Here is a 22,097-nt window from a genome sequence, read left to right on the forward strand (position 1 = left end):
ATGGAAATGATTGAGCCAACTATGCTGTTGGTGTTGGCGCTTGTCGCTTTTGTCGCTGGATTTATTGATGCAGTTGCCGGTGGTGGTGGCATGCTAACCGTACCTGCTCTACTATCGTTGGGCTTGCCGCCCCATATTGCACTAGGCACCAATAAACTTGCGGCTACCTTTGCCTCTTCTACTGCAGCATTTACGTACTACAAGAAACGTTTATTCAAGCCTCAATGCTGGGGAAGAGCATTTGTAGCGACGCTTGTCGGAGCAACATTAGGTACCCTACTTGTGGACGCGATTAGCACGGATTGGCTAGAAAAAGGGTTACCTCTTGTTATTTTAGCGGCGGCGTTATACACCGTCTTCCATAAAACACCGCACTCTCCTCATCAAAGTCCAATTCCCGAGCCTTGCCCAAAACTTCATAGAAAACAGTACATGCAAGGATTATCCATAGGGTTCTATGACGGGCTCGCAGGGCCGGGAACTGGGGCTTTTTGGACGGTAAGTTCAATGGCTCTGTATCGGCTGAATATCTTGCTCGCCTCTGGCTTAGCAAAAGCAATGAACTTTACCAGCAACTTTACCTCTTTGATCACGTTTGCAGTCCTCGGTCATATCAACTGGGTGCTAGGCTTAACAATGGGGGTATGTTTAATGGCTGGCGCTTTTGTTGGCGCGCATTCCGCCATTCGGTTTGGTTCTAAATTCATTCGCCCTGTATTTGTTACTGTCGTCAGTATACTGGCCATAAAATTGGCTTATGACGCATGGTTTGTAGGTTTGTCATGAACATTTCTCAACTCCAGGAAAACCTAGAAAAAATGGCGAAGCAAGCCGCTGTTCTTGACCGTCAAAGAGGCGAACACCATGTTCCGCTTTTTGATGAGCGCTTATTTGGTTGTCGCTCTCGCTTACTTACTCCTTGCGTAAAAGAAGCAAAAGCCACGCTGGATGCGATTGTGCGCGAGCAAAATGAAGGTAAGCTCACCGCTTTGCGTGCTGAGTACCTCACTGAACGGTTAGTAGCGCAAATAGGTGCGATTCAACGCGAGATTTCTACCACCAAAATTCGCAAGAATGAGATCAAACATAGCAGCCATTTCCGCAAGCCTATTAACGTGCTTTATCAGGAACTCGCTCAACACCAAGAGTGGGCAAGACGCTTGCGCGAAATGGTGTTAGAAAAAGAACGTGCTGTCGAAACCGCTCCTAGTTTTATGCGTGCCGAGGCTCAGAAAGTGTTACTAGCGACCGAGCAACGTTTGGCACGTTGTGAGGCAGCGCTTCTGAAACTAGAGAACCAAATTACGCATAGGGAAAAACACCAATAATGGCCGAACAACCAACCTCGCCTTTAGATGACGCACCTGAAGAGATCAAATTGGCTGTCGATTTGATCTATTTACTTGAGAGCAATGAGATAGATCCAGAAGTTGCGCTTAACGCTTTGAAGATCGTGCAAAATGACTTAGAAAACAAATTAAAAGCAAAGTAGCCCAACGTTTCGCTCCTTTCACCGAGACTCGTTTTCAGTGCTCTTGCACAATGATACTATTCATAAAAAAGTACGCCCTCAAAAAGGATAAACAATGAAAGTAATCAGCTTTAACATCAATGGATTACGTGCGCGACTGCACCAACTCCAAGCGCTAATCGACAAACACCAACCTGATGTGATTGGTCTTCAGGAAATTAAAGTTCACGATGAAGCATTCCCGATTGAAGCTGTCGAAGCCATGGGCTACAAAGTGTATTTCCATGGTCAAAAAGCACATTACGGCGTAGCAATGCTTTGTAAGCAAGAGCCTCTACACGTACAAAAAGGGTTCCCGACGGATAACGAGGAACATCAAAAGCGAATGATCATGGCAACGTTTTTAAATGAAAACGGCGAGAAGGTCACTGTGCTAAACGGCTACTTCCCTCAAGGGGATAACATCAGCCACGAAACAAAATTCCCATACAAACGTCAGTTTTATAAAGATCTGATGACCTACCTAAACGATCATCACAATAGTGACGAGCAATTGATTGTTATGGGTGACATCAACATCAGCCCTATTGATGCAGATATCGGTATCGGCGAACCAAACCGTAAGCGTTGGCTAAAAACAGGTAAATGTTCATTCCAACCGGAAGAGCGCGAATGGCTGAAAACCTTGCTAGATTGGGGCTTTGAGGACACCTTCCGCAAGCTATATCCAGAAGTGAACGATCAATTCTCGTGGTTTGATTATCGCTCTCGCGGATTTGATGATAACCGAGGTCTACGAATTGATGTCATTTTGGCGACCCCTTCTCTCGCGCAAAAATGTATTGAGTCGGGTATCGATTATGAATTGCGCGGTATTGAAAAACCTTCAGACCACGCTCCAATTTGGTCGACGTTCAAGTAATACATAACTGAGCAATAAGCGGGACTCAACGCTAAGCTTAACCCATGAAAAAGGGAGACTCTGTCTCCCTTTTTCATGCAAGTTACTTTCTACTCAGCTAGTTCAGCGGCCAAACCGTTTGACCATCAACACTGACTGGCGTTTGAGCAAATTCGTTCAGACAGTAGCCGGTATTGCTGCTTGCAAAGTAAGTGAGAGGCATCGGCGGTAGATTCAGCGCCATAGCCTGCTGTTTCGCTTTTTCTGTGAACGAGAAGCCCCACATATCTAAATAGCTCGTCATGTCTCGCTGAGAGATGTAGCTCAGAGCAATAAGCAACCAGTCGTTGTTTGAGATGCTATTTGCCTCTTCACGAGAGTAGTTGGCGAAACCAATACTCAATCGTCTCTCATTCCAAAGCGCATCATCCGATTTTAAGCGGTTAAACTCACGTTCAATCAGGTGCAATCGCGCCAATAAATGCCAACCATTTTGCAGTACACCTTCTTGCTGCGTCGCCATCATCATTTGAATGTAAACGCGAGCTCCCCAACTCCAACCAGTTTGATTTTGCGCTGCCATGTAAGCGTTTGGATCCGCTTGAGTTCGGCTTGCTTGCAATAATTCAAACTGGCCTTTGAAATCCAAACTTTGGCAAGTTGAAACTTTCCCCGTATTCTGGAAGAAACGAGACTTACTGTAATACGAGTAGTAATTGGTCGTTGAATGCCCTTCCCAACCAGCAAATCGGAATCGACCTTTTTCCAAGCCATGACCAAGCTCATGTAAATCACCGTGACCGAGTGGGCTGAATGACCAGTAAGCATCGTATGGGTTACCAGAACAGCCGTAACCACACGTCGCTTGGTCAGCGTTCATATGCTTCACCATATCAATATTGGCGATTTCCCAACCTTGATTTTTGGCATACTGGATAATTTCCGGAACCTCATCGATACCCGGCCCTTGGAAACCAGCCAAGACATGTGGGTAGTTATGAACATACTCTTCTGTCGCTAGCGCCATTTCAGCTGGTGTCGACCACATCTCATCGTTGACAGATTCAAGCATTTTGTCGCGTTTAGAGTGTACCTCAAATCCAGGCGTGATCAGTTCAGCCCAATCGAACAAATTCGCTTCAAGCTGCTGAATAAACGCATCGTTACCCTTTTCACTTCTCCATACAGGGTGTTGCGCTACATGACTAAATGTTAGTTCTACTGGCACATCGTTGTTGTTAAAGTGAACCTGGATAGGCCCGCCATAAGGTGAAGTCAGCGTGATGCTTTCACCCGGCTTCACCTCATAGGCGAAAGAAGTCAGCATTTTTGGTCGCGTGTATCCATCTTTGCTGAATTCATGAGTTGCGCCACTCCTTAAACTGTTGATGACAATTTTAGTCGTCACTTCATTACTGTCATTGCGCGTGACCGTAAAGGTCTCCCCAGGAAGCGCATACAAACCAGCAGAGCGGAAGTTACGCTTTGATTCCATATTAATCGTTGCGCTGATTCTCTTTACTTTAGGGCTAAATTCACTACGGCTGAAGTTCCCCATATTTGGTTGTTTTGGGTTCACGCTTCGGCTGTTGTATTGTACGTAATCGGCAAAGTACGACTTTAGGAATTCGGTCGTTTGAGTTGATTGTTTGTCCATTGGGAACACAACCGTTTGACGATAGTGATCAGCCAGCAATACCATGAGTTTTTCGTATTGGTAGCCATCTTGATTAAACAAATCTACTTTTTGTTCATCAAGCTTTTTCAACCGATGGCGAATGCTGTTTGCCCCTGCATAAAATTGACTTTCCATATTCGCAGTGTCAGGACAAGATTTGTCATCACACTGTGACAAGTCAACATTGAAGTTTTGAGATTCAAAACGAGACAACAGCGCTTGTTGCATGGCAACAGAGTCTGGCACGAAGTTCATGAGTGATGAAGGCGCCCAATCAACCAAGCCTAACTTACGCCAATAGTTATCTCCCACATAATCAACATGGAATTTTTCCAAAATGTCTCGGCCAAGTTCAGTTAGTCCTCCATCCCAATGCAGGTATAGAACAGGAATTTGGGCATGCTCAGCGTATGCCAGAGCATCGAGTACTTGTTGGTTGGTGTCGCCAGATTGCAGATGCTGTGACAAAACTAATAAGTTTGGAGTATTGGTTTGCAAGCAGCTAAGTAGCTTTGAACCATCGCATAGGTTGGCCTCGTTAAACGCCAACTCTTGTGAAACATTGTCTTTCAGCCAATTCCGAGTCGCTTGCTCATCAGGGAAGTAATAAGACTGATCCATTTGCGCGATGACAACGTTTGAAGTAGTTCCGCCTGACAACCAAGTGACCAGGTTGCTTAGCCATTGAGTCATCGCTGCATTCGAAGACTCGGGAAAGCGTTGTGCCGTTCTAAATGGGTTACTACCTAATAGCGCATAACGTTGACCATTAGCTTTTTCTCCAGCAACGCCAATTGACAGCGCCTGATCTTTATAACCGCTAGCCATGGCCTTATTGGTCATCAAGATGGTGTCGTTGAACCCATACTGAGGTGCCAAGATCGCTGCATCATGGGTTGGATCCCAATAAAGGCCAGAAAGGTTTTTCGCAATTGCAGATTTGATCGTATTCGACTGTTTCTTGTGCCCTTCCACAACTTGCCGACTTTCTCGGATGAAATCGTTCGGGTCAGAAACGAGCAGTGCATTACCAGTTTCCAGAGCTTGTTGAACTGGAGCTGGCGTTGGTTTTACTTGAGCATTAGATTGTGACTCTCCCTCTCCCCCACCACATCCAGTGGCAACGGCGGCAAGGCCCAACGATAGAATTGTTTTTTTCATTTTTACTTACTAAACAATGGGTTTATCAAATATTAATGTAAGTACATGAATAAAAAGAAATAGTCTTTTGTATCGGTAGGAAAAATAGGAATGAAGATAACAAAATCATCAAAAAGCAATGGTACCCATTTCGATACCATTGCTGACACTAATTATTAACTTAAAGGACGTAGGTATGCCAAGAAGCGCTTCTCTGCCACTTTAAAGCACCACAAGATCATAAACGTCAGTGCCATGTAGAACAGCCCCGCCGTAAGGAAAGATTCAAATGGCGCATAGTAACGTGAGTTAACTAAACGCGCAGCACCAGTTAGATCCATAATGGTAACGATACCCGCGACCGCACTACCGTGCAGCATGAAAATCACTTCGTTTGAATAAGCTGGTAACGCTCGACGCAGTGCACTAGGCAAGATGATACGTCTGTATGTCATAAACTTACTCATCCCATACGCTTTGGCAGCTTCTACTTCACCTTTGGGCAAGCCATTAATCGCACCACGAATAATTTCTGCTGTATAAGCCGACGTATTAAGAATAAAAGCGACTAAAGCACAAAACCAGGCGTTTTCCCACAAGGTATCTTTCACAGGAAAGAACTGATCCATACCGTAATAAATCAAATACAACTGGACCAACAACGGTGTTCCACGGAAAAAGTAAATGAATCCCCAAGAAGGTAAGCTAAAGGCATAATTCGTACTATTACGTGCCACGGCTAATGGAATCGAGACACACAAACCGATAACCAACGCTAATCCTACCAGCCAAACTGTCGTCCAAAGTCCCTGAAGATAAGTTGGGAAACTTTCAATAATCAAAGAAAAATCCATAACTTACCTCGCATGAATACTGAACTTACGCTCAACAAGCTTGAGTAGCCCGGTCGAAACGCTGGTAAAAAACAGAAAGATGAGCGCGACAGCCATGTAAAAGGTAAATGGCATTTTCGTCGTACCTGCCGCCAACGAGCTCATTCTCACCATGTCATCTAGGCCGATGATGGACACTAACGCTGTGGTCTTGAGTAACACTAACCAGTTATTACCAAATCCAGGTAATGCATGACGAATCATCTGAGGCAGTAAGATTCTTCTAAACGATAAGGCTGAGCTCATACCATAAGCTTTCGCCGCTTCTAGTTCACCTTTGTCCACCGCCATGATCGCTCCGCGAAAAGTCTCCGCCATGTAGGCACCAAAGATAAAACCAATCGTGAGTACACCTGCAATAAATGGGCTGACATCAATATAGTCGGGTAAGTAAGACGTCCATTCATGGTTTGGATCACTCGAAGCAAACCACTCATTGAGCGTCTCGTTAATGGAGTACAGGCTATTGTTTAAAAGTATTTGTCCACCAAAGAAAATCAGCATCATCAGAACCAAATCTGGAATGCCGCGAATGACGGTGGTGTAAAGAGTGGCAATCGCCCTTGCCCATTTGTAAGGTGCTAACTTAGCTAATGCGCCAAGCATACCTAAGATCACCGCAAGAAGGAGTGAAAGCACTGCAACTTCTATCGTTACTAAAGCCCCTTTTAAAATCGAAGCTTCGTATCCTTGTAAATCTAGCATAGGTGAGTTCCTAATCCCTAAACTCAAAAAATCGACCGTTGACTACTTCTAGGAACAAGCCAACGGTCGCTTAATTACGGTTTATTCACCGTACACATCGTAGTTAAAGTATTTACCAGCAATTTCTTGATAAACACCTTTCTCACGTAGTGAAATTATCGCCGCGTCCAATTTCTTCGTTAGATCTTTATCTTGTTTACGCACGGCAATACCAAAACCTTCACCGAACCACTTAGGATCGGTCAATGACGGACCAACAAACTCGTACGCGTCGCCGCCCGCTTTATTAAGCACACCTTCTTCTAGCGCAGAGGCGTCGCCCAATACAGCGGCAACACGACCATTGGCTAAATCTAGGTAAGCCTCATCAAAAGAACCGTAACGAACAATTTCTACTTTATCGCCATAGTTATCTGTCAGATATTTGTCGTGTGTTGTTGCACGTTGAACGGCGATTTTCTTGCCATCTAGGTTGTCAAAATCCAGATTCGCACCCTTCTTGGCAATAAATTTGTTTGGAATCAGTGCGTATTTGCCAGTGAAATCGACTTTCTTCTTACGCTCTTCAGTAATAGACATCGCAGCGATGATTGCGTCGTACTTACGCGCTAATAGAGAAGGAATGATGCCATCCCAATCTTGCGCGACAATCTTACATTTCACTTGCATTTCTTCACAAAGCGCGTTGGCCATGTCTACGTCGAAGCCTTTAAGAGAACCATCAGTTTCTGTCCAGCTAAACGGAGGGTAAGCACCCTCAATGCCGAAGCGAACTGTTTTCCATTCTTTCGCTTGAGCGACACCAGATACTGCCGTTGCAGCGATCGTTGCTGCTAATAACCACTTTTTCATTTCCATACTCCTGTGATTGCTATTTTATTTCGTTTTGTTTGTTGTGCTGGCTTAGGAGGCAATAGTCTGCCGCCTAAAAATATTAGTAAATGGATGAGATAAACTGCTGTAATCGTTCTGAATCCGGGTTTGTAAATAGCTTAGCTGGATTTCCCTGTTCTTCCACTAAGCCTTGATGCAAGAACATCACATGGTTTGATACGTCTCGCGCAAACGCCATTTCGTGCGTGACCACCAGCATGGTTCGTCCTTCATCTGCCAAATCTCTCATTACCCCTAATACTTCCCCAACAAGTTCTGGGTCAAGCGCCGAGGTTGGCTCGTCAAACAACATCACTTCAGGGTCAACTGCTAGCGCACGGGCAATAGCGGCACGTTGCTGCTGACCGCCAGATAAGTGCCCAGGATAATAGTCTTTACGCTCATACAGGCCTACTTTCTTAAGCAAGACTTCTGCGTTTTCAATCGCTTGGGCTTTTGGTACGCCTAGAACATGAACAGGGGCTTCAATCACGTTTTCTAGTACTGTCAGGTGTGACCATAAGTTGAAACCTTGGAACACCATCGCTAGACGTGAGCGAATACGTTGCACTTGCTTTTCATTAGCAGGAACGGATTCCCCTGCTCGGTTGTTCTTCATTTGGATTAATTCACCATTCACCCAAATTTCGCCTGCGGTAGGCGTTTCTAGCAAGTTGATACATCTAAGAAAGGTACTCTTACCAGAACCGGAAGAGCCAATGATGGAGATGACATCTCCTTTGTGCGCGGCAAGAGAAATTCCCTTGAGAACTTCATTTTGTCCAAATGTTTTGTGCAGGTCTTTTATATCTAGCGCTGGTACATCATTCATGCGCTCTACTCCCTGTGTTTTTGTCACTGCAATTAAGGGACTCCGCCCTCTCTAATTCGGAACAAATTAGCACCACACCCTGAAACTTGCAACAAATTATTAACCTAAATAATTCGAATAGAAAGATACGATAGCCAAATTAATATGCAATATATAGCAACTTATTCTTCAAAAGCTGAATATTAAATATAAAAAAGCCCCTTTAGAAGGGGCTTAATAAATTTACAAAAGTGTTAATTGAAACTTATTTAGGGTCGTAATGAATTAATTAAAACGACTGACTACCAATGAGTTTGAAGTACGTAATGTCACTTCATTTTCTAGGCCTTCTTTTTCAGAAGTAATGATGCCATCCAAGTCTTCATCTAGCTCAGGCTCTGACGCTTCACCATTAGAAAAGAAGCTCATGAAAACTTTAGAGTCGATATTGCTATCGTCACTCAATACCAAAGCAGTGCGATTAAAATCGTCCGAAGCTGAAACTTTCAAACCGTTAACGGCTGATGTTGGGAAATTGTAGTAATGGAGCTCAGGAACAACAACAGAGTCACTGTCGCTCTTTGTGAAAATACGATGTGTGACTTTATAGTCGCCTGAAGCCGCAAAGTAAGCGACACGAGTAAAGCCTTCTGTAGACGATGTTAAACCCATGTCCAGATCAATCACCGAGTCTGCACTTCCTTGTGTTGATACACTTGGTTTTGTGTTTGGCAGGTTATCAATATTTAAGTAAGAGCTTGGATCAACGTCAATATCCCATCCATCAGAGACCGTTTCGTTAAGTAGAGAGTCCCAACCATTAACTTGATTCTCTGAGAACGCCATGTAGACCCAAGTTTCTTTATTCGTTGCACTAGGGCGATTATATTCAACGGCCGTTTTATCTAGCTTCAGCGCATCATACGCAAAGCCGTTAGTAATAAAACCAATGTGGAGAGTGTCGTAAGTATAATCAGAAGACGAATAAATGTTTGACGTATTATCCGCTCTGACTAAGGCGATCTCACCAGTCCCCCACGAACCAATACCATACTGGTAAAGCGCTTTGTCGCTTGAACCAGATTCATACTGGAACAACGCCGTAGGCTCACCTTTAAGCCCCATAAGCTCATCGGTAGGCAACATATCAGGGTTAGGTGACGTGAAAACATCGGTTTGCGAGACAAAGTTGTAGTCTCCACCACCTGATTCAGCATTTCGGTAATCTAGGTTAGTAAACTTATTGCTTGCTAAGTTTCCGCCAGTAAAGCACTTGTTCAAAGAGTCTCGGTTAAGGGCAAACGTGGCATTACGTAGTTTCTTATCTTGTAAGAATTCTTTTGAAAACGTATTTACGCGAGCTTCTCTACCGTTAAATTCTATTGCTTGAAACGTTACAAAGCCACCGTCAGGGATATCTTCAAGATAAAACTTAAAGTTATCAGTGGTTGGTTTGATGATGTCTCCGGCTCTTTTGCCATCTGCATCAGAGTAGTAACCGATAACATAGTTAGTCACTTGCTCTTTTGACGCTGCGCTATAGGTTAAAACCGTTTTATCACCGTTTAGCTCAGTTTTGTGGTCATACACCGTACAACCTTTCGCAGTAGCTTCACTTTCAGTCATTGTTGCAGGTATAGCAAAATCAAAAGTAAACGCTGTTTTCGGCGCAGCACCACCGCCGCCACCGCCACCGCCGCCACAACCGACCATTAACCCTGAGATAATTGCCACTAGTGGCAGTACTTTAAGCTGTTTCATGTCTTTTTCCTAAACTGAGCGGCAATGATTAGCCAAAAAATCGTCTTTGCCCTGTAGAAAGCAAGAATAAAGCCAGCTTTATATAATCATCATGAATATTGATATTTACTTCGCATCCCCGAACGATAAGAGCAACAAATTCTAATTTTATGCAACTTGTGTAATGAAATTACACAAGATTTCACCATCTCATTCGCATGCCAGAAACTTTCTGTAGTTTTATTTCACAACCATTCTTAAAGTGATCTAAATCAATCACCCTAAATGGCTATCTTGCTAGACTCCTGCCAAAAGATGAGGATTTTTTTGTGCCTCAACACAATAAGTTATTAGCTATGCTTAGGCACAATGTCGACGTGTAACAAATCTAATAATAGCTAGCATAAGCGTGCCGCAGGATGCGGATTAACACAATTGAATGAAGAATTCATAACTTTTAAATATATGAGGAATCTATGTCAGACGCAGTTAACAAAACGCACTCTGATTCAGATATCGAGACCAAGAGCTACCGTGAGCTTCATCGTCCAGCATCTGAGTTCGCAAGCCGTTCAGACTACCTAGACCACGAACTACAAATTATGAAGCCGCGTCGTTTCGGCTTAAACTTGCCAGGTCGTGACTTCCGTTTTGAACTTGAAGATCTTGTTCCAGCACTTGCCGGTACGATTGGTATTATCGCGATGTACTCTGCGGTAATGATGTCTTGGGCTGAAGGCCTAACTGCCGCATGGGACCATGTTAACCTGGGCAAAGATTTCGCCATCGAAGTTGCTCGTGTAGAGATGCTCATACCTGCACTTCTTTTCTGTGTACTTGCTTCTGGCTTTATTAACCCTAAAGCCAACCTAGCTGGTAACCACGGCCCAATGATCCCTCTTATTGGTACCATCGCGCTTGCTGGTGCTCACCCTCTTGCATTGGCAATTCTCATTGGTGTGTTTGGTTTAATTCTGAGCCTGTTAAAAGGTGGTTCAAAACTGGTTAACCTCACCTCTGAAGGTACGGCTGGTGGCCTTCTCATCTTCTTGGGTTTAACCGGAACGATGAGCCAAATTAATTCCATTCAAGCTTGGGCTGTTGGTTTGCAATCCGACACAGTTGCCGCAGGTAGCATGGGTTACATCGGTCTAATCGTTCTTGCGGTTACCATTGGCCTGTACGCGTTTCTTGCTAAAGTGAACAAACGCTGGCTAGCAATCCCTGTTTGTGCCTTCACTGGCCTTGCAATCGCACTTGTTCTTGGCGCAGGCTTCGATATTAAATTCGTAACCGAGACGGGTCTTCCAAACCTAAACCCAATCTACTGGTGGGGTTCAACAGAAGAAGGTTGGATGCTTGGTCTTCCTAATATGGAACACTTCATCGCTTCTCTACCATTCGCAATTCTTGCTGTAGCAATGTGGTCTCCTGACTTCTTGGGTCACCGCATCTTCCAAGAAATGAACTACCCACGTAAGAGTGAAAAAGTACTGATGGACGTTGATGACACAATGACAATGTGTTCTGTGCGCCAAATGGTCGGTACCGCTGTCGGTGGTGGTAACATCACATCATCTTGGGGGACTTACATGATCCCTGCAGCAATCGCGAAGCGCCCTATTCCTGGCGGTGCAATCTTACTAGGTTCTCTATGTATTATTGTTGCAATCCTTGGTTTCCCTATGGATGTTGCTGTATGGCCACCAGTTATGCGCGTTGCTCTTCTCGTTGGTGTCTCTCTACCATTGCTTGAAGCAGGCATGCAGATGGTGAAAGACTCAAAAGATTCACAAGCAGCAGGCATCTGTATCTTTGGTTCAGCAGTCGTTAACCCTGTTCTAGCTTGGGCACTAACTATGCTTTTAGATAACAACGGCTTAATTGGTGATAAAGAGCGCGCGTCTCGCTTGTCGTTTGTAGACAAGATTGTGATCCCAGTAAGCGTACTTATTATCTGTTTAGTTGCTATGCTTGCAGTTGGTATGCTTGAAGGCCAATATGGCATCCAAGCTTGGCTGTAAAGCTGACAGTTCAGAAAATGTGTGGGTAGCGCTAGTCGCTACCCCATTTTTATCGAGATTTTTGAGGATTTATTGATTTAGTTTAAGGTTTGCAAAAAAATTTTAGTTTAACCTCTAACTGTTGCTTAAAAAGAGAAACGTTAAAACTAGTGACAATATTTATAGTTTTGTAACTCGAACATTTAAATTTAAGACTATAAATATTGTTATTCATAAGAGTGTACTGTTCCCCTCTTTAACTTGGGGATAGCTGGCTCAACGGCGAAGCAGTACGTATTTTTTTCTACTAAAAAGGTAGGTATGTCATGGCAGAGCAATTTGCTAAAGCTTGGGAAGGTTTTGCTGCAGGCGACTGGCAAAACGAAGTAAACGTTCGTGATTTCATTCAGAAGAACTACACTCCGTACGAAGGCGACGAATCTTTCCTAGTTTCTGAAGGTACTGAAGCGACTAACAAGCTTTGGGCTAAGGTAATGGAAGGCATCAAACAAGAGAACGCGACTCACGCTCCTGTTGATTTTGATACTTCAGTTATCTCTACCATCACTGCTCACGATGCAGGCTACATCGAAAAAGACCTAGAAACTATCGTAGGTCTTCAAACTGACGCTCCTCTAAAACGTGCGATCATCCCTAACGGTGGTATCCGTATGGTTGAAGGTTCATGCAAAGCCTACAACCGCGAGCTTGACCCACAAGTTAAGAAAATCTACACAGAATACCGTAAAACTCACAACCAAGGCGTTTTCGACATCTACACTCCACAAATCATGGCGTGTCGTAAGTCTGGCGTATTGACTGGTCTTCCTGATGCATACGGTCGTGGTCGTATCATCGGTGACTACCGTCGTGTTGCTCTATACGGTATTGATTTCCTAATGAAGGATAAATTCGCACAGTTCTCTTCTCTACAAGAGCGTTTCGAGAACGGCGAAGACCTACAAATGACAATGCAGCTTCGTGAAGAGATCGCAGAGCAACACCGTGCTCTAGGTCAAATCAAAGAAATGGCTGCAAAATACGGTTGTGACATTTCTCGTCCTGCTGAAACTGCACAAGAAGCTATCCAGTGGACTTACTTCGGTTACCTAGCTGCTGTTAAATCTCAAAACGGCGCAGCAATGTCTCTAGGCCGTACTTCTACGTTCCTAGACATCTTCATCGAGCGCGATATCGCTGCTGGCCGCATCACAGAAGAACAAGCTCAGGAAATGATCGACCACTTCGTAATGAAACTACGTATGGTTCGTTTCCTACGTACTCCTGAGTACGATGATCTATTCTCTGGCGACCCTATCTGGGCAACTGAGTCTATGGGTGGTATGGGTCTTGACGGTCGTACGCTAGTTACTCGTACAAACTTCCGTTTCCTAAACTCACTATACACAATGGGTCCTTCTCCAGAGCCAAACATCACTGTTCTTTGGTCTGAGCAACTACCTGAAGGCTTCAAGAAGTTCTGTGCGAAAGTGTCTATCGATACTTCTTCAATTCAGTACGAAAACGACGACCTAATGCGTCCAGACATGAACTCTGACGACTACGCAATCGCATGTTGTGTATCTCCAATGGTTGTTGGTAAGCAAATGCAGTTCTTTGGTGCTCGTGCTAACCTTGCGAAAACTATGCTTTACACCATCAACGGTGGTGTGGATGAGAAGCTAAAAATCCAAGTTGGTCCACAAATGCCGAAGATCGAAGGCGATGTACTGAACTACGATGAGTTGTGGGAGAAAATGGACCACTTCATGGATTGGCTAGCGAAGCAGTACGTGACTGCACTAAACGCTATCCACTTCATGCACGACAAGTACAGCTACGAAGCGGCACTAATGGCTCTACATGACCGTGACGTTAAACGTACTATGGCTTGTGGTATTGCTGGTCTATCTGTTGCGGCTGACTCTCTGTCTGCAATCAAATACGCAAAAGTTAAGCCAATCCGTGACGAAGACGGTCTAGCAATCGACTTCGAAATCGAAGGTGATTACCCTAAATTTGGTAACAACGACCCACGCGTTGATGATATCGCATGTGAACTTGTTTCTGTATTTATGGGCAAAATCCGTAAGCTTAAGACTTACCGTGATGCAATCCCTACTCAGTCAATTCTTACTATCACTTCAAACGTGGTTTACGGTAAGAAAACTGGTAACACACCTGACGGTCGTCGTGCTGGTGCTCCATTTGCTCCAGGTGCTAACCCAATGCACGGTCGCGATGAGAAAGGTGCCGTAGCATCACTAACTTCAGTTGCAAAACTGCCGTTTGCTGACGCACAAGATGGTATCTCTTACACATTCTCTATCGTACCTAATGCACTAGGTAAAGATGAGGGTTCACAACGCGCTAACCTTGCTGGTCTGATGGATGGTTACTTCCACCACGAAGCGGGTATCGAAGGTGGTCAACACCTAAACGTGAACGTTCTTAACCGCGAAACTCTAGAAGACGCCGTTAAGCACCCAGAGAAATACCCTCAGCTAACAATCCGTGTATCTGGTTACGCTGTTCGCTTTAACTCTCTAACTGCAGAGCAACAAGCTGACGTAATCGCACGTACATTCACAGAGTCTCTATAAGACTTTAATGAAATAACGTTTTAGTGATACAACAAAGGCTGATGCTTCTAAGCATCAGCCTTTTTTTATTTCTTGAATGAAAGTTGTGATATTACGAAAGATTTTGCCCACATTCTTACGTATGATGCGAAAAAAGTTAGTAAATAAAGTATATGAAACTCAGTAAATTAATTGTTCTTACTCTTCTTTCTCCAGTTGCGATGGCATCCACTAAGTCTACGGTCTCTTTTACACTCGACAATGATGGTATTTTCGGCGTCGACCAAGACTACACAAATGGTATTTTTCTTTCCTACGCAACAGGCCAACTGAAACAAGAAAGCCAATGGAGATGGCTGAGTCTGGCTGACTCAGAACACGCCAATATCGATAAAATAGAGTTGGTTCTTGGCCACAAAATGTGGACTCCGAGCGACATTGAAGCGGATTACCCACTGGTCAATGATCGCCCATATGCGGGTTATCTACATACTGAGATCAACTATCTTTCTCTGACTGATGACAAAGCCGTCCGCTACAACTTCACCATCGGTGCAACAGGTGAAAGTTCGCTTTCAGAAAAAGCGCAAGAAATCGTTCACGGCATAACAGGCTCGACTGACCCACAAGGTTGGGATTACCAGATCGACGATAAAGTGGCGTTTAGCCTTGGCTACCGCGTATTTAATAAATTGATGCGCAGCGAAGGACAAAAAACGCAATGGGAAATCATCAACATTAACGACATCAATGCGGGTAACTTCCGTAGTGATGTCTCTCAAGGCGTCATGTTTCGTTGGGGTACAAACCTAGCAAGCAGCATCGGAGCCGCCAATATTAGTGTAGAGAGCCCATTCTCAGCGAGTATGCTCGCACAGGATACTTCAAGCTGGTTCTTATTTACGGGGTTTGAAGGTCGTTACCGTTTCAATGACATGACCATCGAAGGCGATCGCCCTGGTATTCCTGAGCCATCAGCGCCATACGACGTCACACTGCAAAATTGGCAAGCAAGCGCCGTAGCAGGTGCAACTTGGTATAACCAAAATTACGGTGCAAGCCTAACCTTTACGATAAAAACGCCAGATTATGAAGAATCCCAAACTGATGTTTATGGGACAGGCTCCTTCTCTGTGTTCGCCTTTTTTTAAAAGCTGACTTATCCCTGTATCCACACCAATCTAAATACAAGGCAAGTTCTCTCGTTTGGTATTAACCAACCCTGTGATCAAGCATTTATTTAGATTGGTCTATCTATTTTCTTTCTTCACATAACCTTGCCTTTAGTACCGACAAAGCTGTTTTAACCCTGCTTTTTGTAATAAAATAACAGCTAGAATTTACTAGTAATGAGAGCAAAAGATGTCAACAACTGGTCGTATTCACTCATTTGAGTCATGTGGTACCGTAGACGGACCTGGTATTCGTTTTATCGTCTTCTTGCAAGGTTGTTTGATGCGCTGTAAGTATTGCCACAATCGCGATACATGGGATACGCATGATGGCAAAGAAGTTACGGTTGAAGAGATCATTTCCGAAGCGAAAAGTTACCGCCACTTCATGAATGCATCAGGTGGTGGCGTTACTTGTTCTGGCGGCGAAGCGATGCTTCAACCTGAATTTGTACGGGACTTTTTCCGCGCAGCTAAAGCAGAAGGTATTCATACGTGTCTAGATACGAACGGTTATGTTCGTAAACACACTGATGTTATTGATGAAGTACTGGATGCAACAGACTTAGTAATGCTTGATATCAAGCACATGAAAGATGAAGTGCACCAAGATCTCATCGGCGTATCGAACCGACGTACATTGGACTTTGCTCGTTACTTGCAAAAAATCGGAAAGAAAACTTGGATTCGCTATGTAGTCGTGCCTGGTTACACAGATGACCCTGAAGCAGCACACATGCTTGGTGAGTTTATTAAAGATATGGATAACATCGAAAAGGTCGAGTTACTTCCTTATCACAAATTGGGTGCCCATAAATGGGAAGCATTGGGCTTAGAATACCCACTCGAAGGGGTAAACCCTCCACCGAAAGAAACTATGGACGAGATTCAATCCATTCTTGCGCAGTACAACGATAACGTAAAATACTAAGTGAACAGCAAGACTAACCTCTTTAAAATACCAGCATATTGCTGGTATTTTTTTAACTATACCTAAGTACCTTCAATGAATCTCTATGAGTTGATTTAGGTATAAAAAGAACAATAGAAATGATTGCGTCATGATCGCATAGGAAGGAAGTAACATGGATTGGTTTAACTTGGGCTCTCTGGTTGTCATACTTTGGATAGTGCTCGCCTACTGTCTACCAGATTGGAAAAAAGTAGTTTGGCCCAAGCTTGAAAAGGAAAAAGCATTTCAGCACCTCGTTTTTGCAACACTCTTTTTTTTCAGCATCCTATGGGCAACTCAAGCAGGCGTAAAAGAAGGACTACAGATTCATTTTCTCGCGCTAACAACGCTGACGATGATGTATGGTTGGCGTATGGCCTTTCTAATCAGTATCCCCGCAATGCTGGTCAACCACCTGCTACATGATGTGTCGTTGTTGCAGTTACCCACGTCTTTAGTATTGTCTGCCCTGCTTCCTATCTTCATTAGTTACCTCGTCTTTCTTTTGAGTTATCACTACTTGCCAAGAAACATTTTTGTGTTCATCTTCGTTGCAGGTTTTTTCAACGGCGCGATAACAGGAAGCCTGCATCTGCTGATTAACTCCTTTTACCATTTATCGGTTGGTCATTACGATTGGGAAACTATTCAACATAACTACTTTATTTTTGTACCGTTGCTTGCCTTCCCTGAGGGCCTATTAAATGGTATGTCACTGGCGGTTTTAACCGTATTCAAGCCAGAGTGGCTAAGAGTATTTTCAGACCGAGACTACATATACAATCATTACCATAAATAAGTGTTTTTAAACTGGTCAAAAGTGACAGTTCTTGCCATTTTTTAGTATTAAATATGTGTTGAGATCATGTTTCACTCATGTCTTAAGCGTTAACCTAAGCACATTAAAAATGTATTAGATATCTAGTGAGGTCATCATGGAAATGTCAAACGCTCAACGTTTGATTCTATCAAACCAATACAACCTTATGTCTCAACTTGATCCAAGTAATGCGGCCAAATACAAACGCTTACAAACGATCGTTGAACGTGGCTATGAGCTACAAATGCGTGAGTTGAATAAAGATTTCGGCTGTCTGTCAGAAGCGGAGTGTCGTGAGATCATCGACGTTATGGAGATGTATCACGCGATGCAAGAATCTTACAACATGCTCGATACCGAAGATCGTAACAAAGTGGATCAGCGCCGCTTGCAGTTCCTTGGGTTTGATATTGCTTCAGAGGCCCAACAAGTCCATTACGTACGCTTCCTTATTGATTCTGAAGGTCTGTACCCTCAATTTGATAAAGCAGACCATCACTTTAACAGCCAAATGCCAATGCTGGATAAATACCGTCGTATGCTACAAACTTGGCGCAACTGCCCTCGTCAGTACCATTTATGCGAAAACGAGCTTGCACAAATCTTCAGCGCATAAAATATTCGTCTACGAAAAGGAAAGCACTCGCTTTCCTTTTTTATTTGCCCTATCACAACCTTACCGCTGCTTTTTCACCTTCTTACGCTTCCCTTGTGCGATGTAGAGCAATGAATCACTGAGACTCGTCTGTCTTTGCCAAATATTTGATTTCTATTGCACCTATTCACGACATAAATTCATCTTCAGTGAAAGAGTGATTCAAATGTCACTTTTGCAATAAATTCATAATTGTTAAGCAAAATTGCAAATCCCCGACTAGGCTTAAGTAGAGAAAGGCTGTGATTGAAAGATTCATACCCACCGCTCACCGTTGTAATGAAAAAACTGTCCATAAAGCAAAGTCTTTGGTGTCGCCAATCTTACATTCTGTACGAACCAAATGTGATAACAGGACGTATATTCAAACAACAAGGAGCATAACAATAGGTGGGAAAGCCTGAATCAACGTTCGTCGGTAGACTGACTATTAAAGGGGAAAGCGACATGAGTATTTTCGACCACTATCAATCAAGATATGAAGCTGCAAAAGATGAAGAGATGTCGTTACAGGAGTTTCTAGCCCTGTGTAAGGATGACAAAAGCGCTTATGCTAATGCAGCAGAACGCCTACTGATGGCGATCGGTGAACCAGAGATAATCGATACGGCAAAAGACCCGAGATTGAGCCGCATCTTCTCGAATCGTGTTATCTCTCGTTATGAAACCTTTAAAGATTTTTATGGTATGGAAGATGCCATAGAGCAAATTGTGTCTTACCTAAAACACGCGGCGCAAGGTTTAGAGGAACGTAAGCAGATCCTTTATCTACTCGGTCCTGTCGGCGGTGGTAAGTCCTCACTTGCTGAAAAACTTAAGGCTCTGATGGAACAGATGCCTATCTATGTTCTTACTGCTAATGGCGAACGTAGCCCAGTGAATGACCATCCATTCTGTCTATTCAAAGCCACGGAAGACGGCGATATCTTGAAAAAAGAATACGGCATCGAGCAACGTTATCTTCGCTCGATTATGTCGCCATGGGCCGCTAAGCGCCTTCATGAATTTGGCGGCGATATCACTAAATTTAAGGTAGTGAAAGTTCGCCCTTCAATTCTCGATCAGATCGGTATTGCTAAAACAGAACCTGGGGATGAAAACAACCAAGATATTTCATCACTGGTTGGTAAAGTCGATATCCGCAAACTCGAACATTATTCGCAAGACGACCCAGATGCCTACAGCTATTCCGGTGCGCTGTGTAAAGCAAACCAAGGTTTAATGGAATTCGTTGAGATGTTCAAAGCGCCGATCAAAGTACTGCACCCACTATTGACGGCAACGCAAGAAGGTAACTTCAACGGTACTGAAGGTCTATCTGCGATTCCATTCGACGGTATGATTCTGGCTCACTCGAACGAATCTGAGTGGCAGACCTTCCGTAACAACAAAAATAACGAAGCCTTCCTCGACCGTGTGTACATTGTAAAAGTACCTTACTGTCTCCGCGTATCCGAAGAAGTGAAAATTTACCAAAAACTGCTTGAAAACAGTGAGCTGTCTCAGGCTCCTTGTTCTCCAAGCACGCTCGAAACTTTAGCGCAATTCAGTATTCTTTCACGCCTGAAAGAGCCTGAAAATTCATCCATTTTCTCAAAAATGCGCGTCTACGATGGTGAAACGCTCAAAGACACCGATCCAAAGGCAAAAAGCTATCAAGAGTATCGTGATTATGCGGGTGTCGATGAAGGCATGAATGGTCTCTCTACACGTTTCGCCTTTAAGATTTTGTCGCGCGTATTTAACTTTGATCAAACAGAGGTGGCAGCCAACCCTGTACACCTGTTCTATGTGATTGAACAACAGGTTGAACGTGAACAGTTCCCTGCTGAAACGGCAGAGAAATATCTCGAGTTCTTGAAAGGCTATCTAGTGCCTCGCTACGTTGAATTTATCGGTAAAGAGATTCAGACCGCTTATCTCGAGTCTTACTCTGAATACGGTCAGAATATCTTCGACCGCTATGTCACCTATGCAGACTTCTGGATTCAAGACCAAGAGTACCGAGATCCAGAAACTGGTCAGCTATTTGATCGCTCTTCACTGAATGCTGAACTAGAGAAGATCGAAAAAACAGCTGGCATTTCTAACCCGAAAGATTTCCGAAACGAAATCGTTAACTTTGTGCTTCGTGCGAAAGCGAATAACAATGGTCAAAACCCGGTTTGGACCAGCTACGAAAAACTGCGCACAGTAATCGAGAAGAAAATGTTCTCCAATACCGAAGAGCTACTTCCGGTTATCTCATTTAATGCGAAAACCTCTTCTGAAGATCAGAAGAAGCATGACGACTTTGTCGCTCGCATGATGGAAAAAGGCTATACCGAGAAACAGGTTCGCCTACTTTCTGAGTGGTACCTACGAGTACGTAAGTCATCCTAACCCAGTATTGAGTTAGGTCGCTTGTGAAACATGAAGAGGGCTATTTCATGGCGCAATTTATAGACCGAAGGCTCAATGGCAAGAACAAGAGCGCTGTTAATCGACAGCGCTTCTTGAAGCGCCACAAAGAGCAAATAAAAGAGTCGGTAGCAGACGCAGTGAATCGACGCTCGATTACGAATACGGAAACGGGCGAAGACGTCTCTATCCCTCACAAAGACATCAATGAGCCGATCTTTCATCAAGGCAAAGGTGGTGTTCGCGAACGAGTTCATCCCGGCAATGACCAGTTCATTACTGGTGATAAAATTGAGCGTCCTAAAGGTGGCGGTCAAGGTAGTGGCTCGGGAGAAGGCAATGCCAGTCCAGATGGAGAAGGCCAAGACGAATTTGTATTCCAAATATCAAAAGATGAGTACCTAGATATTTTGTTCGAAGATCTCGAGCTGCCTAATCTAGAAAAAAACCAAATTGCCAAAATTACTGAATGGAAAACGCACCGCGCAGGCTTTCAAACTGCTGGTATCCCTTCAAACATTGCGGTAGTACGTTCGCTACAACAATCTCTTGCACGACGTACGGCAATGACCGCAGGTAAGAAACGTCTTCTCAAAGAGCTAGAAGATGAACTTGCTCGTATCAAAAACATTGAACCCGCTCAGCAGTTTGAAGAGAACCGCTTGAAGGCTGAAATTGAAGAGCTGCGTAAGAAAATTGAGGGGGTTCCATTTATTGACACCTTCGACTTACGCTTTAAAAACTATGAAAAACGCCCTGTACCATCTAGTCAAGCTGTGATGTTTTGTTTGATGGACGTATCGGGCTCGATGGATCAAGCAACGAAAGACATCGCAAAACGTTTTTACGTTCTGTTATACCTGTTTTTAACTCGTACTTACGAGAATGTAGACGTCGTCTTTATTCGCCACCACACCCAAGCGAAAGAAGTGGACGAACACGAGTTCTTCTACTCGCAAGAGACCGGGGGCACTATTGTATCCAGCGCATTGAAACTGATGGACGAAATCGTAAAAGAGCGCTATCCAATTGGACAATGGAACATTTATGCTGCGCAAGCATCTGATGGCGATAACTGGGCAGATGACTCGCCAAGATGCCGCGATCTATTAGTGAACAAACTACTGCCAAACTGTCAGTACTACTCCTACATAGAAATTACGCGACGCTCGCACCAAACTCTATGGCATGAGTACGAAAAACTCACCGATGAATTTCCGAACTTCGCAATGAAAAACATTCGCTCTGTGGAGGATATTTTCCCAGTCTTCCGTGAACTATTCCAAAAAGAAACGGCGTAA

General features: G+C 43.9%; 18 protein-coding genes. 12 read left to right on the forward strand and 6 right to left on the reverse strand.

Features of this window, described 5'->3' with window-relative positions; genetic code table 11:
• The 4 genes from FR741_RS10295 (at nucleotide 1) to xthA (ending at nucleotide 2,393) form a co-directional block, all read left to right on the forward strand.
• The gene (locus FR741_RS10295; protein ID WP_005390688.1) at nucleotides 1-786 is read left to right on the forward strand and encodes a sulfite exporter TauE/SafE family protein; all 786 of its coding nucleotides are present in this window, start codon (nucleotides 1-3) and stop codon (nucleotides 784-786) included.
• Nucleotides 783-1,328 carry a primosomal replication protein gene (locus FR741_RS10300; protein ID WP_167426752.1) on the forward strand — a complete coding sequence of 182 codons (546 nt, stop codon included), beginning with the start codon at nucleotides 783-785 and terminating at the stop codon, nucleotides 1,326-1,328. The genes FR741_RS10295 and FR741_RS10300 overlap by 4 nt, the downstream gene beginning before the upstream one ends.
• Nucleotides 1,328-1,492, forward strand: a complete 165-nt coding sequence (rsmS, locus tag FR741_RS10305) for a pleiotropic regulatory protein RsmS (protein WP_139060330.1) — start codon at nucleotides 1,328-1,330, stop codon at nucleotides 1,490-1,492. Before FR741_RS10300 ends, rsmS begins: the two co-directional genes overlap by 1 nt.
• A 94-nt stretch (nucleotides 1,493-1,586) precedes the next feature.
• Nucleotides 1,587-2,393 carry an exodeoxyribonuclease III gene (gene xthA, locus FR741_RS10310; protein WP_048626179.1) on the forward strand — a complete coding sequence of 269 codons (807 nt, stop codon included), beginning with the start codon at nucleotides 1,587-1,589 and terminating at the stop codon, nucleotides 2,391-2,393.
• A gap of 97 nt (nucleotides 2,394-2,490) precedes the next feature.
• On the opposite strand, the gene FR741_RS10315 is transcribed toward xthA, so the two are convergent.
• From FR741_RS10315 to FR741_RS10340, 6 genes are all read right to left on the reverse strand, one after another.
• A complete protein-coding gene (locus FR741_RS10315) occupies nucleotides 2,491-5,211 on the reverse strand; it encodes an ImpA family metalloprotease (RefSeq protein WP_167426753.1) in 2,721 nt (906 codons plus the stop codon).
• A gap of 155 nt (nucleotides 5,212-5,366) precedes the next feature.
• On the reverse strand, nucleotides 5,367-6,044 hold the full coding sequence (locus tag FR741_RS10320) for an ABC transporter permease (protein WP_005390676.1): 678 nt from the start codon (nucleotides 6,042-6,044) through the stop codon (nucleotides 5,367-5,369).
• A gap of 3 nt (nucleotides 6,045-6,047) precedes the next feature.
• Nucleotides 6,048-6,788 carry an ABC transporter permease gene (locus FR741_RS10325; RefSeq protein WP_006742137.1) on the reverse strand — a complete coding sequence of 247 codons (741 nt, stop codon included), beginning with the start codon at nucleotides 6,786-6,788 and terminating at the stop codon, nucleotides 6,048-6,050.
• An 81-nt stretch (nucleotides 6,789-6,869) separates the two neighbouring features.
• On the reverse strand, nucleotides 6,870-7,640 hold the full coding sequence (locus FR741_RS10330; protein WP_012841998.1) for an ABC transporter substrate-binding protein: 771 nt from the start codon (nucleotides 7,638-7,640) through the stop codon (nucleotides 6,870-6,872).
• 82 nt (nucleotides 7,641-7,722) lie between these two features.
• Nucleotides 7,723-8,493, reverse strand: a complete 771-nt coding sequence (locus tag FR741_RS10335) for an ABC transporter ATP-binding protein (RefSeq protein ID WP_005378438.1) — start codon at nucleotides 8,491-8,493, stop codon at nucleotides 7,723-7,725.
• 264 nt (nucleotides 8,494-8,757) lie between these two features.
• The gene (locus FR741_RS10340; protein WP_085343553.1) at nucleotides 8,758-10,233 is read right to left on the reverse strand and encodes a 54K polar flagellar sheath protein A; all 1,476 of its coding nucleotides are present in this window, start codon (nucleotides 10,231-10,233) and stop codon (nucleotides 8,758-8,760) included.
• A 455-nt stretch (nucleotides 10,234-10,688) separates the two neighbouring features.
• Between FR741_RS10340 and FR741_RS10345 the strand changes: the two genes are divergently transcribed.
• The 8 genes from FR741_RS10345 (at nucleotide 10,689) to FR741_RS10380 (ending at nucleotide 22,097) form a co-directional block, all read left to right on the forward strand.
• Nucleotides 10,689-12,236 carry a DUF3360 family protein gene (locus FR741_RS10345; protein WP_005390668.1) on the forward strand — a complete coding sequence of 516 codons (1,548 nt, stop codon included), beginning with the start codon at nucleotides 10,689-10,691 and terminating at the stop codon, nucleotides 12,234-12,236.
• Nucleotides 12,237-12,541: 305 nt separating this feature from the next.
• Nucleotides 12,542-14,818: a formate C-acetyltransferase gene (gene pflB, locus FR741_RS10350; RefSeq protein ID WP_005390666.1), complete on the forward strand. Its 2,277-nt coding sequence runs from the start codon at nucleotides 12,542-12,544 to the stop codon at nucleotides 14,816-14,818.
• 152 nt (nucleotides 14,819-14,970) lie between these two features.
• The gene (locus FR741_RS10355) at nucleotides 14,971-15,948 is read left to right on the forward strand and encodes a lipid A deacylase LpxR family protein (RefSeq protein ID WP_167426754.1); all 978 of its coding nucleotides are present in this window, start codon (nucleotides 14,971-14,973) and stop codon (nucleotides 15,946-15,948) included.
• A 211-nt stretch (nucleotides 15,949-16,159) separates the two neighbouring features.
• The gene (gene pflA, locus FR741_RS10360; protein WP_005390663.1) at nucleotides 16,160-16,900 is read left to right on the forward strand and encodes a pyruvate formate lyase 1-activating protein; all 741 of its coding nucleotides are present in this window, start codon (nucleotides 16,160-16,162) and stop codon (nucleotides 16,898-16,900) included.
• 154 nt (nucleotides 16,901-17,054) lie between these two features.
• Nucleotides 17,055-17,720, forward strand: a complete 666-nt coding sequence (locus tag FR741_RS10365; RefSeq protein ID WP_006742143.1) for an energy-coupling factor ABC transporter permease — start codon at nucleotides 17,055-17,057, stop codon at nucleotides 17,718-17,720.
• A gap of 136 nt (nucleotides 17,721-17,856) precedes the next feature.
• A complete protein-coding gene (locus FR741_RS10370) occupies nucleotides 17,857-18,357 on the forward strand; it encodes a YfbU family protein (protein ID WP_005390659.1) in 501 nt (166 codons plus the stop codon).
• A 486-nt stretch (nucleotides 18,358-18,843) separates the two neighbouring features.
• Complete coding sequence (locus FR741_RS10375; RefSeq protein WP_005390658.1) at nucleotides 18,844-20,778, forward strand: PrkA family serine protein kinase; 1,935 nt, start codon at nucleotides 18,844-18,846, stop codon at nucleotides 20,776-20,778.
• A 47-nt stretch (nucleotides 20,779-20,825) separates the two neighbouring features.
• Complete coding sequence (locus FR741_RS10380) at nucleotides 20,826-22,097, forward strand: YeaH/YhbH family protein (RefSeq protein WP_005390656.1); 1,272 nt, start codon at nucleotides 20,826-20,828, stop codon at nucleotides 22,095-22,097.

The organism is Vibrio diabolicus (genome assembly GCF_011801455.1).
Lineage (GTDB): Bacteria > Pseudomonadota > Gammaproteobacteria > Enterobacterales > Vibrionaceae > Vibrio > Vibrio diabolicus.

What these genes read in the sequence shown, in the direction of transcription:
- FR741_RS10335 (WP_005378438.1), bottom strand. Translation starts at nt 8,493, where the DNA reads ATGAATGATGTACCAGCGCTAGATATAAAAGACCTGCACAAAACATTT.
- FR741_RS10325 (WP_006742137.1), bottom strand. Translation starts at nt 6,788, where the DNA reads ATGCTAGATTTACAAGGATACGAAGCTTCGATTTTAAAAGGGGCTTTA.
- FR741_RS10300 (WP_167426752.1), top strand. Translation starts at nt 783, where the DNA reads ATGAACATTTCTCAACTCCAGGAAAACCTAGAAAAAATGGCGAAGCAA.
- rsmS (WP_139060330.1), top strand. Translation starts at nt 1,328, where the DNA reads ATGGCCGAACAACCAACCTCGCCTTTAGATGACGCACCTGAAGAGATC.
- xthA (WP_048626179.1), top strand. Translation starts at nt 1,587, where the DNA reads ATGAAAGTAATCAGCTTTAACATCAATGGATTACGTGCGCGACTGCAC.
- FR741_RS10340 (WP_085343553.1), bottom strand. Translation starts at nt 10,233, where the DNA reads ATGAAACAGCTTAAAGTACTGCCACTAGTGGCAATTATCTCAGGGTTA.
- FR741_RS10315 (WP_167426753.1), bottom strand. Translation starts at nt 5,211, where the DNA reads ATGAAAAAAACAATTCTATCGTTGGGCCTTGCCGCCGTTGCCACTGGA.
- FR741_RS10370 (WP_005390659.1), top strand. Translation starts at nt 17,857, where the DNA reads ATGGAAATGTCAAACGCTCAACGTTTGATTCTATCAAACCAATACAAC.
- pflA (WP_005390663.1), top strand. Translation starts at nt 16,160, where the DNA reads ATGTCAACAACTGGTCGTATTCACTCATTTGAGTCATGTGGTACCGTA.
- FR741_RS10295 (WP_005390688.1), top strand. Translation starts at nt 1, where the DNA reads ATGGAAATGATTGAGCCAACTATGCTGTTGGTGTTGGCGCTTGTCGCT.
- FR741_RS10375 (WP_005390658.1), top strand. Translation starts at nt 18,844, where the DNA reads ATGAGTATTTTCGACCACTATCAATCAAGATATGAAGCTGCAAAAGAT.
- FR741_RS10330 (WP_012841998.1), bottom strand. Translation starts at nt 7,640, where the DNA reads ATGAAAAAGTGGTTATTAGCAGCAACGATCGCTGCAACGGCAGTATCT.
- pflB (WP_005390666.1), top strand. Translation starts at nt 12,542, where the DNA reads ATGGCAGAGCAATTTGCTAAAGCTTGGGAAGGTTTTGCTGCAGGCGAC.
- FR741_RS10355 (WP_167426754.1), top strand. Translation starts at nt 14,971, where the DNA reads ATGAAACTCAGTAAATTAATTGTTCTTACTCTTCTTTCTCCAGTTGCG.
- FR741_RS10380 (WP_005390656.1), top strand. Translation starts at nt 20,826, where the DNA reads ATGGCGCAATTTATAGACCGAAGGCTCAATGGCAAGAACAAGAGCGCT.
- FR741_RS10320 (WP_005390676.1), bottom strand. Translation starts at nt 6,044, where the DNA reads ATGGATTTTTCTTTGATTATTGAAAGTTTCCCAACTTATCTTCAGGGA.
- FR741_RS10365 (WP_006742143.1), top strand. Translation starts at nt 17,055, where the DNA reads ATGGATTGGTTTAACTTGGGCTCTCTGGTTGTCATACTTTGGATAGTG.
- FR741_RS10345 (WP_005390668.1), top strand. Translation starts at nt 10,689, where the DNA reads ATGTCAGACGCAGTTAACAAAACGCACTCTGATTCAGATATCGAGACC.